General features: G+C 46.8%; 14 protein-coding genes. All 14 read right to left on the bottom strand.

Annotated features, from left to right (window positions below; all coding sequences use genetic code 11):
* Positions 1-20: 20 nt before the first annotated feature.
* A complete protein-coding gene (locus EIH25_RS11490; protein ID WP_124101173.1) occupies positions 21-863 on the bottom strand; it encodes a hypothetical protein in 843 nt (280 codons plus the stop codon).
* Positions 864-892: 29 nt separating this feature from the next.
* Positions 893-2,038: an undecaprenyldiphospho-muramoylpentapeptide beta-N-acetylglucosaminyltransferase gene (murG, locus tag EIH25_RS11485; RefSeq protein WP_124101172.1), complete on the bottom strand. Its 1,146-nt coding sequence runs from the start codon at positions 2,036-2,038 to the stop codon at positions 893-895.
* 44 nt (positions 2,039-2,082) lie between these two features.
* Positions 2,083-3,294: an FtsW/RodA/SpoVE family cell cycle protein gene (locus EIH25_RS11480; RefSeq protein WP_124101171.1), complete on the bottom strand. Its 1,212-nt coding sequence runs from the start codon at positions 3,292-3,294 to the stop codon at positions 2,083-2,085.
* Between the two features lie 21 nt (positions 3,295-3,315).
* Positions 3,316-4,341 carry a hypothetical protein gene (locus EIH25_RS11475; protein ID WP_124101170.1) on the bottom strand — a complete coding sequence of 342 codons (1,026 nt, stop codon included), beginning with the start codon at positions 4,339-4,341 and terminating at the stop codon, positions 3,316-3,318.
* Positions 4,328-5,686 carry a UDP-N-acetylmuramoyl-tripeptide--D-alanyl-D-alanine ligase gene (murF, locus tag EIH25_RS11470; RefSeq protein ID WP_124101169.1) on the bottom strand — a complete coding sequence of 453 codons (1,359 nt, stop codon included), beginning with the start codon at positions 5,684-5,686 and terminating at the stop codon, positions 4,328-4,330. Before murF ends, EIH25_RS11475 begins: the two co-directional genes overlap by 14 nt.
* Positions 5,687-5,764: 78 nt before the next feature.
* Positions 5,765-7,201: a UDP-N-acetylmuramoyl-L-alanyl-D-glutamate--2,6-diaminopimelate ligase gene (locus tag EIH25_RS11465; protein WP_124101168.1), complete on the bottom strand. Its 1,437-nt coding sequence runs from the start codon at positions 7,199-7,201 to the stop codon at positions 5,765-5,767.
* A 220-nt stretch (positions 7,202-7,421) separates the two neighbouring features.
* Positions 7,422-9,758, bottom strand: coding sequence for a penicillin-binding transpeptidase domain-containing protein (locus EIH25_RS11460; RefSeq protein ID WP_124101167.1), 2,337 nt, complete (start codon positions 9,756-9,758; stop codon positions 7,422-7,424).
* 158 nt (positions 9,759-9,916) lie between these two features.
* A complete protein-coding gene (locus tag EIH25_RS11455) occupies positions 9,917-10,387 on the bottom strand; it encodes a septum formation inhibitor (protein WP_124101166.1) in 471 nt (156 codons plus the stop codon).
* Positions 10,388-10,447: 60 nt separating this feature from the next.
* Positions 10,448-11,374: a 16S rRNA (cytosine(1402)-N(4))-methyltransferase RsmH gene (gene rsmH, locus EIH25_RS11450; RefSeq protein WP_124101165.1), complete on the bottom strand. Its 927-nt coding sequence runs from the start codon at positions 11,372-11,374 to the stop codon at positions 10,448-10,450.
* A complete protein-coding gene (mraZ, locus tag EIH25_RS11445) occupies positions 11,374-11,805 on the bottom strand; it encodes a division/cell wall cluster transcriptional repressor MraZ (RefSeq protein ID WP_243113162.1) in 432 nt (143 codons plus the stop codon). Before mraZ ends, rsmH begins: the two co-directional genes overlap by 1 nt.
* A gap of 679 nt (positions 11,806-12,484) precedes the next feature.
* Positions 12,485-13,015 carry an inorganic diphosphatase gene (locus EIH25_RS11440; protein WP_124101164.1) on the bottom strand — a complete coding sequence of 177 codons (531 nt, stop codon included), beginning with the start codon at positions 13,013-13,015 and terminating at the stop codon, positions 12,485-12,487.
* Positions 13,016-13,054: 39 nt separating this feature from the next.
* Entirely contained in the window at positions 13,055-13,648 is a 594-nt protein-coding gene (locus tag EIH25_RS11435) for a hypothetical protein (RefSeq protein ID WP_124101163.1), read from the bottom strand.
* Between the two features lie 358 nt (positions 13,649-14,006).
* The gene (locus EIH25_RS11430) at positions 14,007-14,249 is read right to left on the bottom strand and encodes an acyl carrier protein (RefSeq protein ID WP_124101162.1); all 243 of its coding nucleotides are present in this window, start codon (positions 14,247-14,249) and stop codon (positions 14,007-14,009) included.
* A 13-nt stretch (positions 14,250-14,262) separates the two neighbouring features.
* Complete coding sequence (locus EIH25_RS11425; protein ID WP_124101161.1) at positions 14,263-16,041, bottom strand: HAD-IIIC family phosphatase; 1,779 nt, start codon at positions 16,039-16,041, stop codon at positions 14,263-14,265.
* Positions 16,042-16,073 lie beyond the last annotated feature (32 nt).

Below are 16,073 nucleotides of genomic sequence, written 5' to 3'. Positions count from 1 at the left end.
AAAGACAATACTCGGCGCTCTTAATCGAGAGTAAACACGGAAGCGTTTGAAACGAATACAAACGCCGGAATACAAGGGCAGTAAAGGGATCTTCCGATCTTTTTCTTCATTCCCGAGGTTTTCAGGACAAGGCTTGTGACAGCCTCATCCAGCTGCTGATCGTTCATTGACGCAACATTTATAAGCACCTCTACCGTTACAGGCTCATTTGAAAAAGGAGGTATTATATATCCACCGTTTTTCTCCGGTGCGGCGTAAACAAACCTTGACTTATATTCGCTTTTCGCCGATACGATCTCATATCCCGGTATTTTCAGCTCAAAAGGAGTCATGTTGCTTATATTCAGAGATATTTTGCATATCCTGTAGCTGTCGCTCAGCTCCGACGAAAGTCCCTCCTCGCTGTACACCGCTTTGTTTTTCAGCATATCCTCCTTTAACTCGGTAAGTCCCATCGTCTGAAAAATATTTCTTTTTTCACAGCCGCTTTCAGCGGTATTGTTAGTTACAAAGGGCGGAAAGAAAAACAAAATAACTACCACTGCCATAACGCAGCCTGTTATGATCTTTGCCAGCCTCCGCTTGGCGACATAGCGCTTTCCTACCTTGACGCCGGTACTTGTAGCCTTCCGCGTGGGGTCGGGCTTGGGTATAAAATCATCGGGATCGTTCTCCTTTTCCTTCTTTTCCGGAATATCCTGAACTTTTCCGGCGCGGGCAAAGGTAGGAGCGACTATTCTGTCAAAATCCTCAAACGACCCTGTGTTTTTCGGCTTCTTTGTTATAAAGCCGTCCTGCAGATTGTCTATCTTAGACTGATCCGGAAGCTTTATACTGTCCATCGTGTTTTTAGAACTGTTCATTTATTCTTCTTCCCCTTGTTCCTTTTGTTTTATTTATCCCTGCCGCTTTCTATCAGCGGCTTAAGCGTATTATATATCCTCTCAGAAGTATCGCTTATGAACAGAGCGGCGGCGTTTTGCGACAGCCTTTCGAGCTTTTCGGGATTTTCCGTAAGCTGAGCCACCTTATCTATAATGGTGGTTTCGGTAAGCTCCTTTTCCTCATAGACAAAGCCTGCTCCGGCTTTCTGAAGCACCATTCCGTTATAATACTGGTGATTTTCGGCAACCGTAGGCGAAGGAATAAGTATAGCTCCCCTGCCGACCGATTCAAGCTCTGTCAGCGTGCTGGCACCGCAGCGTGTGATAACCAGATCTGAAGCCGCCATACACAAAGGCATATCTATATAATCCCTGACGATAAGTCTGGGGTTATCCCTGACCTTTACTCCGTCCGCTTCAAGCTTATCAATATAGTCGGAATACCCGCTATAGGTTCCGTAGGAATGAATATGGTTTATCCTTGCTCCGCTGTCCTGGTACCATTTAAGAAGCCTTGCTATATTCTCGTTGAGCACCCTTGAACCAAGACTTCCTCCCGCTGAAAGTATTACGATCTCATTGTCGGCAAAGCCAAGTCTGCGCCTTGCTTCGGACTTTGAAATATGCTTAAAGGCCTTTCTTACCGGCAGACCCGTTACCGCCGACTTTTTCCTGACCGACGGATCCAGGTTCTTGGTATCCTCCACCGTAAGCATTATTCTATCCACATTTTTGGACAGAAGCTTTGTCGTCACTCCGGCGAACGCATTCGCCTCATGGATAGCGGTTTTTATGCCCATCTGAGCGGCTTTTCTGACAACCGGGCCGGAAACATACCCTCCTGTACCGATAACCAGATCGGGCTTGAAATCGCTGATGATCTGCTTTGCCCTGCTTCCGGTACGGCTGAGATACCATACAGCCTTTATATTGCGCTTGATATTCTGAAAATTCAGCTTTCTCTGAAAGCCCTCCACCTTTATCGGCTCAAAGCTGTAGCCCGCCTCGGGAACCAGCTTAGCCTCAAGCTTTTCGGGATTTCCCGCAAAGCAAAATTCCGCGTCGGGATAATGCTCCTTTATTATTTCCGCAATAGCCAGAGCAGGATTTACATGACCGGCAGTTCCTCCGCCTGCAAGCAGCACTTTCAGCATAAAAAACAGACCTCTCTCATTATAGTATTTACGGCTCTCCGACGCTATTTAGGCGTCCGCGCCTGACGTGAAATGTTAAGCAGTATCCCCATTTCCGCAAGCTGTATCAGAAGCGCGGTTCCTCCGTAGCTGAAAAACGGAAGCGATATTCCCGTATTCGGAAAGGCGTTGCTTGCAACCGCTATGTTGAGCAGCGCCTGCGAACCTATCTGAATGGTGATACCCGCCGCCAGCAGCATTCCGAAACGATCCTTTGCTCTTGAACCTATATAAAAACCGCGGATAATAAACATCAGAAACAGAATAATTACCACCATAGCGCCGATAAAGCCAAGCTCCTCGCATACGACAGAAAAAACAAAGTCGTTCTGCGATTCGGGAAGGTAAAGATATTTCTGCCTTGACTCACCGAAGCCAAGACCGAACAGACCGCCGGAGCCTATCGCCAGAATCGACTGATAGGTCTGGAGAGTAGTATCGCTTGTATCGGAGGTCGGATCCTGCCAGCTTTTGAATCGGTCAAGAATATAGTTGAAATCTCCCGTGGCGAATATCTTATACAGTACGAGCAGTATGCCCGCCGCGCCCACGCAGGCGATAAATATCCAGAAGGTCTTTCGAGGCATTCCGCTGACAAACATCATGGTAACTCCGATTATTCCCACCAGCAGAACCGCGGACATATGCCTCTGAAGCACCAGAACCGCGGCAACCATTCCCAGTATGATCGTAAAGGGGAGAACACAGTACCTCCAGTCCTTGAACTTAGGGAAATTTACAGACATGATGTAGGCGAAAATAATAATAAAGCCCACCTTCAGCAGCTCGGACGGCTGAAGCTGAAGCGGACCTATATAGATCCATCTTCGGGCGTCCGCCGTTTCCACTCCGAAAAACGCCGTATAAAGAGTAAGAAGCCATGTGGCTGAAAATATTATATACGCAACCTTTGTATTCTGAAAAAAATGATAATCCAGAAACGATACGGCAAACATAGCCGCCAGTCCCAGAACTCCCGCAAATATCTGTTTTTTTACATAATGGTAGCCGTCGTTATGCTCGGAAAGTCCCCAGGCATAGCTGGCTGAAAACATCATTATTATGCCGAAAACAAGAAGCACCAGAACAAGTATAAAAAACGGCTTATCTATTTCGCTTCTGATAAATCTGAAGTTTATTTTCTTTCTTGCCTGAGCAACCGGCTGTCCGGCAGACCTTACGCCGCCTCCGTCCCTTGCTGTGCTTTTGTCAGACATGAAAACAACCTCCCTTTTGTTCTACAATTTCGTGCTGTAAACAGAAAACGCCGCCGCTCCGGCTCCTCCGACAAGAGTAACAAGCGAGAAAAAGGCAATGACCTTATAATCGCTCCAGCCCTTTGCCTTGAAATGAGCGTGCAGACTGTTTCCTTTGAAAATAAATTTTTTGTTCCTTTTATATACAAAATACTGTATTGCCGAGCATACGGCGTCGGCGGCAAAACCGATACCTGCAAGGATAAACAGAAAATGCAGTCCTGAAATTATTATCACGGACGCCGCCGCTCCGCCCAGAAAAAGCGAGCCGGACTCTCCTATATACACCTTAGCCGGTGAAAGTCCCCAGATCAGTACCGCCGCGCAGGCTCCCGCAATGCAGTAAGCATACAGCTGACCCTGAACATTTGAGGTAATATTGCAGCATACCGCAATAATCAGTGAAAATATAAGACAGGTTGAGGCGCAGAGCCCGTCGCAGCCGCTTGACGTATCGCCTGAAAAGCAATCGTGAAGCTTAACGCAGTTTACCGCGCCCGTCATCATCAGTCCCATAAGAGGATAATAAAGATAGCCGAATTCCATATACCCGAGCCGGAACGGAAGCAGAACCTCCGTCGTATTATCGCCCTGAAAATACAGCACCAGCAGAAATGCGGCGCTGAGCATAAGCTGAGCCGCGATCTTATGTCTGAGCTTAAAGCCCAGAACAGCTTTGCGGCAGTCCTTTGCATAATCCTCAGCCGCTCCCAGAGTCATAAGCAGCAGACAATATATGTATGCCGCCGCAAGACGCTTCCCTTCTCCTCCGCCTGTCTGACCTGATGAAAGCGCGCTTATTCCAAGAAAAATCCCCATGCCCGAAACCGCGGCGATTATTATTCCTCCGAATTTAGGCTCGGAGCCGTCCTTTTTGAATCTGTCCCCGATATAAAGCTCCAGCCTGCCGGTCTTAAGCCTTCTGAACCACGGTATCAGTATTTTTCCCAGCATAAAGCCGGCAAATATTTCAGCCGCCAGAATTATCAGCAGCCTATTCCAGAGCATTTACGACCTCTTCAAGCCTCATTCCGCGGCTGCCCTTCAGCAGAACGGTATCCCCCTCTTTTAAAACTGATCTGAGATATTCGGCGATCTTCTGCCTGTCGTCAAAGTGCAGGCATTTTTCCTCCGGGAAGCCTGACTGAACCGCTCCTTCGATGTAATAACAGGAATCACCGCCGAAGCACAGAAGCATATCGGCCTTTGAAGCAGCGGCATATTTGCCGACAGTTTTATGATACTGTTTTGAATTTTTCCCAAGCTCCAGCATATCCGCAAGAACGGCGTATCTTTTTCCGTTCGTCTTTATCTGTGACAAAACCGAAAGGCTTGCCTTCATCGAATCGGGAGCGGCGTTATAGCAATCGAGAATAAAGCTTACTCCGTTTTTAACGGTCAGATTCTGTCTCATGCCCTCGGGTCTGAAATCCGCGATCCCCTTTACGATCTCCTCCGGTCCGATGCCAAGCTCCAGTCCGACGCAGAAAGCCGCAAGCGCGTTTTTAACGTTATGCTCTCCAAGACAGTGTATAACGGCGCCGATACTTCCGCCGAAGTAATTAACTGTAAACGATACAGAAGAGCCGCCGGTTTCTATATCCGAAGCGTAAACCTCGCAGTCCTTCTTTTTGACCGAGTAATATATTACCCTTCTTTCTCCGTGTATTTCCGCCGCGGCAAGGAGCTTGTCGTCTTTACAAAGAATAAGAGGGGCGTCATAGTCCGCTCCGTCGAGTATTTCAAGCTTAGCTTTAAGAATATTCTCCTGGCTTCCCAGGTTTTCAATATGAGAAACGCCTATATTGGTTATCACCGCGCAGGTCGGGCAGGCGCACATTGAAAGGCGTGAAATCTCTCCTGCATGGCTCATTCCCATTTCGATAACCGCCGCCTCACAGCCTTTGTCAAGCCCGAAAAGCGTCTGCGGCAGTCCGATCTCATTGTTCAGATTCCCCTGAGTTTTAAGCGTTTTGTACCTTCTTGAAACAACGCAGGCGATCATATCTTTTGTGGTGGTCTTGCCTACGCTTCCAGTAACTCCTATCAGAGGTATATCGAATTTTCCGCGGTAAAAGCTTGCCAGATCAAGCAAAGCCTTGGCGGCGGAGTCAACAATAATGCACTTTGCTCCCTCCACCGGTCTTTCGGTTATTACCGCCGCCGCTCCCAGCTCCATAGCCTTCGCGGCAAAATCATGACCGTCGAAGCGTTCGCCCTTAAGAGCTATAAAAACAGAATTCTCCGTTATTTTTCTTGTGTCGGTTGAGATTGCGCTGACCATAGCGTCAGCAGGAAAGCCGAAGCTTCCGTCGACAGCCTGTATAATTTCAGCCAAGCTCATTTTCTCCATAACTGTTTGCTCCTTCAGTACAGGACATTTTCCGTACGGTATTAAGCGTCCGTCGTGTCCCCTTATCTTTTTGTGCTGTCAGTCTAACTGTGCAAGCGCTTCGGCAACTACTTCCCGTTCGTCAAAATGTATTTTGACCCCTCCGGCAAGTATCTGATAATCCTCATGACCTTTTCCCGCAAGCACTATAATATCGTTCTTTTCGGCATTTTTTACAGCCCAGTAAATCGCCTCGCGCCTGTCGCATATCTTTATGTACGGAGTGCTTTTTCCCTCAAGACCTTTCAGCACGTCGTTTATTATTTCCTCGGGATCCTCGTTTCTCGGATTATCCGAAGTAACGATAAGAAAATCCGCGTTGTCGGCAGCCGCGGCAGCCATAAGCGGACGCTTGGTCGCGTCACGGTTTCCTCCGCAGCCGAACAGGCACTTGACCTTTCCGTCCGCGCTTTCCTTAATAGCAGAAAGCACGTTGGCAAGAGCGTCAGGAGTGTGGGCGTAGTCGCATATAACCGTAAAATCCCTGCTTGTCGGAACGACCTCCGCTCTTCCTCTTACGCCCTGCATTTTATTGAGCGCCTTTATGACCTTTTGGGTATCAAAGCCGAGAGTTTCACAGCAGGCTATAACCGCCAGCGAGTTTGAAACGTTAAAAAGACCCGGCATTTTAAAATCTACATTATGCTTTGTTTTTCCGTCGCAGAACACATATTTTACTCCGCTGGCGGAAAGCAGTATATCCTCGGCATAAAAATCCGCCTTTGAAGCGGCGGAAAAAGTTTTGTAGGGACAGGTTATTTCCCTCGCGTATCTTTTTCCGTAATCGTCGTCGATATTTATAATTGCCTTATCTGAAATACCGAAAAGAATTTTCTTTGCCTGGTAATAATTCTCCATAGTTCCGTGAACGTCAAGATGATCCTGCGTAAGATTGGTGAATACCCCCGCGGCAAAACGGCAGGGTCCGAGTCTTTTCTGCTCCAGTCCCTGTGACGACGCCTCCATTATAACGTACTCGCAGCCCCTATCGGCCATTTTATCAAACAGCTCGAACAAATCATAAGGCTCGGGAGTAGTTCTTGTAGTAGGATATACCTCGTCGCCGATCTCGTTCTGGCAGGTTCCGATAAGACCTGTCTTACAGCCCAGCGACGACAATATCTTTTTCATAACGGTAGTTATTGTGGTCTTGCCGTTCGTTCCCGTAACCCCTACGAGCTTCAGCTTTCTTTCGGGGTGACCGAACCATGCCGAACAAAGCATGGGATAAGCCGCTCTTGTATCCTCAACGATTATCTGTCTGTCAATACCCAGATCTCTCTCTGTAACTACAACGGCGGCTCCTCTTTCTAACATTTGCTCAGCCGCGCTGTGACCGTCAAACGTCGCGCCCTTTATGCAGACGAACATTCCTCCGCTTTTCATTTCAGTTCTGCTGTCAGAGGTAAGACAGGTTATTTCCATATCGGGAAGCTCAGTTTCCGCTACCCCGTTTATAAGATTGTAAAGCTTCATTATTATGACCATGCTCCGGACAGGGAGCATACCTCCTTTCGATGTACTGAGCGGCTTTGCGGCTGCAAAGAAGCGGCGGTTTTAAAGGCACAAAACCCGTTTGGATAATTCATTCGGCATAAAGATTCTTAATTATTCCGTATCATATCACGGATCGCAAAACAGGAGCATTTGTCACTATTCCGCGCCCGGCTTGCTGTAAATACAGCGTTTATGGAAGTTACTGCGAGCCTACCGTACTTTGCTCAAATGTCACCTTGATCGCGGTTCCCATAGGAACATTTGCTCCTACGGCATAATCCTGATCGTCCGTCGCCAGCGCGCCGTCCTCATAAGCCGCGCTTCCCTGCGGAGAAAGATTAAGCCCGTAAGCTTCAAGCGTGTTTTTCGCCTGCTCCTTTGTAAGTCCCTGAAGATTAGGTACAACTACCGTATCCTCGGTATAGTCCTCTTCTGTATACAGTACGACAGAGCTTCCTCTTTCTACGGAAACCGCAGTAGGAACCTGCTTTACAACGCTGGCTCCGTCGCCCTGAACCTTGACCTCAAGTCCGAGATCCTCAAGAGTTTTTACAGCGCTTTCCACAGTTGAAAATTCTACGTTGGGAACAGAAACCTGAAGCTTTTCAAGCTCTTCCTCCGTATATTCAGGGAAAAATCCCATATACGGCAGGACCTCCGAAAGCACCTCGACGCATATAGGCGCCGCGACCTGAGAACCGTAATACTTTTCCCCAGTCGGATCGTCTACCATGACGAGCATTATTATCTCAGGATCGTCAGCGGGAGCAAAAGCGCAGTAGGAAGCGACATAGGTGTTTCCTGTAGAATCCACGTCGATCTTCTGCGAGGTACCTGATTTTCCTCCTATGCGGTAGCCCTGAATATAGCAGTTTGAACCCTGCTGTCCGTTTACAACGCCTTCAAGTATCTCGCGCATAGCGGCGGAGGTTTCCTCTGAGATAACCTGACGCTTTACTACGGTTTCAAAATCCTTGACAACGTTTCCGTTGGAATCAACGATTTTATCAACTATCTGTGGAGTTACAAGGTATCCGCCGTTTATGCAGGCGGAATACGCTGTTATCATCTGTATCGGCGTTACCTTATTTGTCTGTCCGAAAGAAGATGACGCCAGCTCAACGCTTCCCATTCTGGAAAGCGGCATATATATTGAGCTTGCCTCTCCGGGAAGGTCTATCCCGGTAAGCTCGGTAAATCCGTACGCCTTGAAATATTTGAAAAAGCCTTCCGCGCCCAGACGCTGTCCTATCTGAACAAACGCGGGGTTGCAGGAGTTAAGCATTGCGGCGGCCAGATTCTGGGAACCGTGGTCATACGTTGCCCAGCAGTTGAAATTTCTGTCGGCAACCGTTATGCTGGTATGGCATGAGAAAGTATCTTCAAGCGAAATAGCTTTTTCCTCCAGAGCAGAGGAACCTGTTATAACCTTGAATACCGAACCGGGGAAATAAAGCTCGGAAATAGCCTTGTTCTTCCATTGAGTAGACCAAGCGTTAAGCTGGAGGTCGCTGTATTCCTGAGAATCCGGGTCAAGCTTTTCAAGCTCCTCCGCCGCTTCGGCGCTGGTTATTTCCGCGGGATTGTTCGGATCGTAGCTGTAGGTGGTAGCCATAGCGTAGACCTCGCCGGTATTGGGATTCATTATAATACCGCAGGCACGCTCGTTAGGCTTGTTTTCGTCGTACGCCTTTTTCAAAGCTTTCTCAAGATGATACTGGATATTGACGTCGATATTCAGCTTGAGGGAATCTCCGTCCTGAGCGTCGTAGCTCTGCTTATAGCGGTACGGGATCTCAGTTCCGTTTCTTGCCGTCGCGGTAACAACTCTTCCGTCAACGCCCGAAAGATAATCGTCATAGTAAGCCTCAAGCCCGTAAATTCCGTCTCCGTCATAGCTGAGATGACCTATAACATTTGAAGCCAGCTCGTTCTGAGGATAAAACCTTTTGGTAGAAGGATCGCATCTTATACCGTCAAGTCCCTCCTCCGAAAGATAGTCCTCGATTTTATCGGCAGTGGTTTTTTCCACGTTCTTTTTTATAATAACGTATCTTGAGCCTTTATCTGTGCAGTAGTCTTTGATCTTGGCGGTATCCACTTCAAGAGTAGACGCAAGAAATTCTACCAGATCGTCAAAGGTATCGTCAGTGGATTTGGCCTTATCAAGCTTTCCTTGATATTCCGCCCGCTTGTCAGCGTCGTTTTCCTCAGCTATAAGCTTCTGAAGCTCCTCGATACGCTCGTCCTTTTTATCAAGGTAATCGTCCCAGAGCATCTGGGGATCGCAGTACACTGTATACACCGTAGCGCTCTGAGCAAGCACCTGATCGTTGGCGTCGTAGATCGTTCCTCTGGACGCGGGCACCACTGTGCTTTTAAGCTGCTGCGAGTTCGCAAGCTCCTGCCATTTCTTTGATTCCGTAACCGAAACCTTAAATATGCAAAAAATTATATAGCCGACTAGAGCAATTATCACAAGATTTATCCAAAGGTTCAGTCTGCGCTTCATTATTCTGCTGGGTTTATCAGTCATTCTGTGCCTGCCTTTCCTTAAATCCTCTTTCCGGCTTTCCAGCCTTACCGTTCTCTCTTTTCACAATAAACTGACAAATTTCATCATTAATTATAATAGAACAAGAAAGCTAAGCACATTTTACTGTCCCTAACTTTCCATGTTAATATTTTATTGGACTAGGCTCCGATATATTCCAGCAAGTCTGAAAACCAGCGCTTGATCCTTACAAATATATTCGTATCCTCCTGAGCCACTACCTCAGCTACGGTATCTCCCTCGATCTCAACATATTCTATCTGTGATTTGTCAAGCTTTTGCAGCCCAAGCTCGTTTTCGGCATATTCCTCGACCTTTGTAAGACCGGTTTTCTGCGCCAGCTCCGACTCAAGGCTGATATTCTCATTCGTCAGCTGAGCAAGCTCCGCCTCCAGCTCCGACTGCTGGGTATAAAGGCTTGAAAGCTCCACTCTGCCGTATATCATCGAGCAGAAAAGAGCCATAGCGGCAATCGCCGCTCCGAGAGCCTTTATTCCGCCCGCGGCCTTTTTCTTTGCCGGATTTGCACGGTGCTTTATTTTACGGGGAGCCTGTATCTCTTCCTCGTCATATGTACTGTAATCATACGCCAGATTATTTATCTTAGCCATTTTCAACTTCACCTCTTACCGTACGGTCAATACGGTATATATTTCAAATACATCCAGTATTCATATTTTTTCAATAATACGCAGCTTCGCGCTTCTGCTACGCCTGTTCGCGGCAAGCTCTTCTTCGCCGGGTTCTATAGGCCTTTTGTTTACAAGCTTTCCCCTGGGCGTTCTTCCGCATACGCAAACCGGGAACTCCGGAGGACATATACATCCCCTCGCGAACGAAGCAAATCTTTGTTTAACCAGCCGATCCTCCAAAGAATGAAAGGTTATTACCGCCATTCTGCCGCCGTGCTTCAGACAGTCAAACGCTGTGTCAAGCGCTTTGTCCAGATGACCCAGCTCGTCGTTTACCGCTATTCTTATCGCCTGAAAGGTCTTTTTACAGGGATTTTTATCCCGCCGCACCCTCTGCGGAACAGAGCTTTTTATTATCTCAGCCAGCTGACCGGTAGTTTCTATCGGCGCCCGACCGCGGGCCTTCACAATATTCGAGGCAATGCTTCTCGCATACTTTTCCTCGCCGTATTCAAATATTATCCTCCCAAGCTCCTCCGCGGAAAATCCGTTTACGATGTCTTTGGCGGAAATGCCCTCGCCGCTCATTCTCATATCAAGCGGAGCGTCGCCGTGATAGGAAAAGCCGCGTTCGGCATTATCCAGCTGATAGGAGGAAACCCCCAGATCAAGCAGTATCCCGTCGGCTCCGTCAGCTCCAAGCTCGTCCAGAACCCTGTCCATTTCGGAATAATTCGCAAGCACAACCTGAGCCGGAAGTCCTTCAAGCCGCTCCGAAGCTGTTTTAACAGCCTCCGGATCCCTGTCAAGCGCAATGAGCCTTCCCTTTGAAGGATCCAGCCTTTTGGCAATCTCCCGGGAATGTCCCGCGCCGCCGGCGGTGCCGTCAACATAAACTCCGTCAGGCTTTATCGCAAGCCCGTCAAGGCACTCGTCAAGCAGCACCGATATATGCTTAAACTCCACTAAAAATCAAGCCCTTCCAACGCGTTCATAAGCATTTCATCGTCAACGCTGCTGTTCAGCTCGTCCCATTTCTGTTTATCCCAGATTTCGCATCTGTCCGAAACTCCGGCGACAACGACGTCCTTTTCAAGCCCTGCCATTTCACGCAGAGCCGGAGGAATCAGTATCCTCCCCTGCTTATCCGCCTCGACCTCGCTGGCGTTTGCCATAAAGCTTCTCTGAAGATTTCTTCCCTGAGCCATAGGCAGCGCCTTTATTTTATTGGCTCTGACCTCAAAATCCTCAAGCGAATACACAAACAGACAGCCGTCAAGACCCTTTGTAACGATGAACCTCTCGCCGATTATTTCACGCAGCTTCGCGGGAAAAGTCATTCTTCCCTTAACGTCCATCGACTGGTTATACGTTCCCTTAAGCATACTTGTCAGCAAGATGTCCACCTCCTTACACGCAGTGCATTGAAAAGCTCAAATCGTTTCAGGGCTTTTTCACCACTTTTTTGCACTTTTCACCGCTTTGACTTTATTATACACTATGTATAAAGAAAATGCAACTGTAAATTTCGCCAAAACTCAATTAAAAAAACAAAAAATATCAGGCAAACGCCGTCGAACGGCGCAAATTTACAGCGTTTTTTTGTAATATTTACTCGAACAAGGGTTACTGATTTGTAATTTATGAACGCTTTATTTCCAGAATAATCATCTGTAAAATTACAGATTTTTCTGTTCCGGACAATTTTTCACCTTTGGAGTTATGCAGTCCGGTTTCCTTTATATTATTAATTATAGCACAACATATAGTATCGGTCAACAGTTTTTCTGAAAAAAAGCACAATTATTCTCGATTCCGCTTTACCAGTTCAAAAAAACGTACAGCTGATCGTTTTTTGACCGCTAAAACGGCAAATTGGTTACAAAAATATTATGTTAAATTAAATAATTATTACAACCCGAAAAGCGTTTTTCTCATTTATAAATTTTCTGTGAATTTTACTTGACTTTATCAGCACCCGCAGCCGTATATAGGCTTACATATAAAAAGCCGCACAGCAGACCGATTATATAAAACCGATCTGCTGTGCGGCAAAAGCTATAAATTCACTTTAAACTATTTGCAGTATTTTTCTATATAATTGTCAATGCAGTACTGAACGATCTCCACAGCCGTTTCAGCATTTTTAACGTCGTCTATCACCGTGTCCTTACCCTCAAGCTGTTTATAAACTGTGAAGAAATGGGACATTTCATCAAAAATATGCTTAGGAAGATTTGAAATATCTTTATAAAGATTATATGTCGGATCGTTTTCAGGTATGCAGATTATTTTTTCATCAGCCGCTCCGTTGTCAAGCATTGATATAACGCCGATAGGATAGCATTTTACCAGCGACATAGGCACCAGCGTTTCAGAGCATAGAACAAGAACGTCCAGCGGATCTCCGTCGTCGGCGAAGGTCCTTGGAATAAAGCCGTAATTCGCCGGATAGTGCGTCGAGGTATAAAGTATTCTGTCCATTTTGAGCAGACCGGTTTCCTTGTCAAGCTCATATTTTACCTTAGAGCCCTTAGGTATCTCAATTACAGCCGTAAAATGATCCTTGTTTATCGCCTTGGGCGAAATATCATGCCAAATATTCATTTATATACTCCTCGATTCTATATTAATTTTATTTTATTTTTACTCGATAACATCAGAGAGATACATTCCTTCGGACTTAAGATTGACAGGTATATCGTATACCGTTTCTCCGTTTATTTCGACCGAAAGGCTGGTTCCCGGAGTATCCTTGGTAAAATTGTCCCAAAGATTTTTTATCTCATTTTCCTTTACTACTCCGAGGGCTGCAAGCGCCGGCTCAAATTTCGCGGCTTCACCGTAAACCGAAATACTCTGATAGCTCATACAATATATCTCCTCGCCGCTTTTATGCGATCCAAAGCCGAACCGGCACAGTCCGTCGTTTATCAGTAAATCGCCGTAACGCTTCATGATCGCGTCTGCCACAGGAAGCGTACAGTTGTCAAGATAATACAGATTGTAATGAAACGGATCGGTCTTGCTTTTTCTGAGCTTCTTTTCCTCATCCTCGCCGCACGGCAGCTCAACAAAGAAAAAAACCGGCTCTTCAAGACTTTTAAGCAGACCCTTTACCGCTCCGCCTATAAGCTCCGCGCTTATAACAGCGGAAATTCCGTTGTCGCAGATACAGTATGCGGAATGTATGCCTTCAAGATTGTCCGCGTCCACTCCCTGCACAAGCTTAAAGTCCACAGCGATTTCCCCACCTTTTCTTATTTCTTATCTGAAATAATTATACAACATATTCCCGTCAAAAGCAATAGCGGAGCAAAAATATTTAATTCGGAGCAAAGCCCGATGTGAGCGTGGCTTTTCATCGGCTGCGACGAAGCAGCCTGCGCCAAACGCTGTCTTTTGACAGCGAAGAGCTTCTAGCTCCTCAGGGTTTCAGCAGGGGACATAGGCGCTGGATTATAAACCTCCCTCAGCAAAAAACGGCGCACATAGGTCAAGCGCGCCGCCAGAATAATTTACCGGCTATATATCCGTCCTCTCCGCCTTAAAAACAGATCAGAATAACGGTAACCGCCGCATTTCAGAACATACGGAACTATTTTCCCCGTTCCATTATCAGATTTACCATTTCACCGACATTTTTCATGCCGGAAACCTCGCCCATGGAAAAACGCATTTTAAATTCGTCCTCAACAGCGCTGATAAGAGTTATATGCTCTATAGAATCCCAGTCCTCGATATCGTCGGCAGTTGTGAACCCTGTCAAGCGGATACCGCTGTCGTCGAATACATCCTGAAAAACAGACTCCAGCCTTTCATAAATCTCCTTTGCGTTCATAAAAACACTCCTTTCAGTTTACCTTTATAACTTTATTTTTGTTTTCATACCCTGAAATATCAAGCTCCCATGATGTAACGCCCTGAGAATTGGCGCACAAGGGAGAAAAGCCTAAAACGTCAGGATAAAAATCCTTCACCATTTTGTTTTTTGCCGTCGGGATATAAACTCCCACAAGCCTTGAAATTCCCTGCTCCGCGGCAGCGGCGGCAAGCGCGTCAAGCATTGCTAGCTCCATATCCCTTTTCAGTACGCGGCAGCTCATCAGCCACAGCTCTATAGTCAGCGTATCGCCGTTTTTTTCACCGATTATAACTGATACTACCCCGTTATCGCCGAATTTGTCCGCCAGCTTTCCGTAAAGAGTTACATATTTTTCGTTTTTGGATATATCCTCGATCTCAGTCTGAGTATAACGCTTTGTCGTAAAATTAAACTGGTTGCTCTTGTTTGTCAGCTGAGTTATCCGCTGGATATAGACAGGCTTGAACGGCTGTATCTCGGCGGTCATTTCAAGACTGAGCAAATAATCCTCATAGGATTCAAACCTTGCCAGAGAATTTGCTCTGGCAATATTGGCCTTATACATTTCATTGCGTTTGAGATCGTCCTCCGAAAGGCTCGTTACCTCAAAAAAGCCGGAACGATCGAGTATTCTGATATAATCCGTTACCTCGCCGATTTCGGGAACCGCTGCGCCCGCAAGCTGGGAACGCACTATCTCTCTTTCGGCAGGGTTATCGTCGCAGAACACTATAGCTTCGGGAAGAATATTCAGTTCCTGCGCTATGTCGGAAATATTCCTGTCCTTCGGCAGCCAGTTTGCCTTTATAAGCGTGAAATCCTCAGGGGAAACAGCCCCTTCAGGGTGAGAAAGTCCGGCAAGCGCGTTTTCCTCCTCGTTTTTGGAGCATACTGTAAGCACGATCCCCAGGTCCTTATAGGATTTGATATACTGCTGAAACTCATAATAAGCCTGAGCTGTTCCTGTTTCCTGACCTATCTCCAGATTTTCAGCTCCGTCGTCGCCGACTATTCCGCCCCACATAGTATTGTCCAGATCAACGGCTATACACTTTTTATTCCTGCCGAAAACAGATTTTATTATGTTTGCGGTCTGAAACGCATATTCCGGCACAGCCTCCAGACTCATGGCGTATTTGTACAGATACCAGTATTTGAGGTCAAACCATTTATCCAGCCCGTACGCCGCGGAAAGCCAGTTTATGTCGTTGATATAGAAGCTTTCATGCTCTGCCGCGTAATCGTAAAGCTTCATATTGAGCCGAGTGATAAGGTTTACTGTACCGCGGTAATCGTATGCCTCCCTGCTTCCCATAAGCCTGAAGAAAGGCAGCTCAAAATTGTTCTGAATTATAGGACAGCGGAATTTTCTGTCCAGAGCGCTCCACATCTGCTCAAGCCTTGAATATCTCTCCTCAAGAACCGCGTCGGCTTCCTGGCGCGTCATTCTGACATTGAGCGCCGCGTCAAGATTGCGGTATGTAGTGTGAATAAAAATCAAATCAGGCTCAAAGCTGTCAAGCACAGGATTTCCGAATACCGCGTCCTGCCAATACTGAGCGTATTCCGACTGATAAAATTCGGCTTCTATGCCGGAATCAAGCAGAAAAAGCTCAAGCACAGAAACTATATCGCTGGTCGTCGAACCTCCCAGAACAGCTATTTTTTTCTTTACCCTTGCCGTACCGTCCGAAAGCAGCTTCTTTTTAAGCGATCTTTTCTTTTTGAGAATATAAGCCGCTTCAAAGGGATATTCAAGCTCTCTCATAACCGCGCACACTCCTTTGCTGAATAAGCCAA

This window comes from Ruminococcus sp. Marseille-P6503 (genome assembly GCF_900604945.1).
GTDB lineage: Bacteria > Bacillota > Clostridia > Oscillospirales > Ruminococcaceae > FB2012.
This window is presented reverse-complemented; position numbering and strand designations above follow the sequence as displayed.

Bases quoted from the DNA above. Each gene is read 5' to 3' on its own strand.
- EIH25_RS11490 (WP_124101173.1), bottom strand. From the start codon at position 863: ATGAACAGTTCTAAAAACACGATGGACAGTATAAAGCTTCCGGATCAG.
- murG (WP_124101172.1), bottom strand. From the start codon at position 2,038: ATGCTGAAAGTGCTGCTTGCAGGCGGAGGAACTGCCGGTCATGTAAAT.
- EIH25_RS11480 (WP_124101171.1), bottom strand. From the start codon at position 3,294: ATGTCTGACAAAAGCACAGCAAGGGACGGAGGCGGCGTAAGGTCTGCC.
- EIH25_RS11475 (WP_124101170.1), bottom strand. From the start codon at position 4,341: ATGCTCTGGAATAGGCTGCTGATAATTCTGGCGGCTGAAATATTTGCC.
- murF (WP_124101169.1), bottom strand. From the start codon at position 5,686: ATGGAGAAAATGAGCTTGGCTGAAATTATACAGGCTGTCGACGGAAGC.
- EIH25_RS11465 (WP_124101168.1), bottom strand. From the start codon at position 7,201: ATGAAGCTTTACAATCTTATAAACGGGGTAGCGGAAACTGAGCTTCCC.
- EIH25_RS11460 (WP_124101167.1), bottom strand. From the start codon at position 9,758: ATGACTGATAAACCCAGCAGAATAATGAAGCGCAGACTGAACCTTTGG.
- EIH25_RS11455 (WP_124101166.1), bottom strand. From the start codon at position 10,387: ATGGCTAAGATAAATAATCTGGCGTATGATTACAGTACATATGACGAG.
- EIH25_RS11440 (WP_124101164.1), bottom strand. From the start codon at position 13,015: ATGAATATTTGGCATGATATTTCGCCCAAGGCGATAAACAAGGATCAT.
- EIH25_RS11430 (WP_124101162.1), bottom strand. From the start codon at position 14,249: ATGAACGCAAAGGAGATTTATGAAAGGCTGGAGTCTGTTTTTCAGGAT.
- EIH25_RS11425 (WP_124101161.1), bottom strand. From the start codon at position 16,041: ATGAGAGAGCTTGAATATCCCTTTGAAGCGGCTTATATTCTCAAAAAG.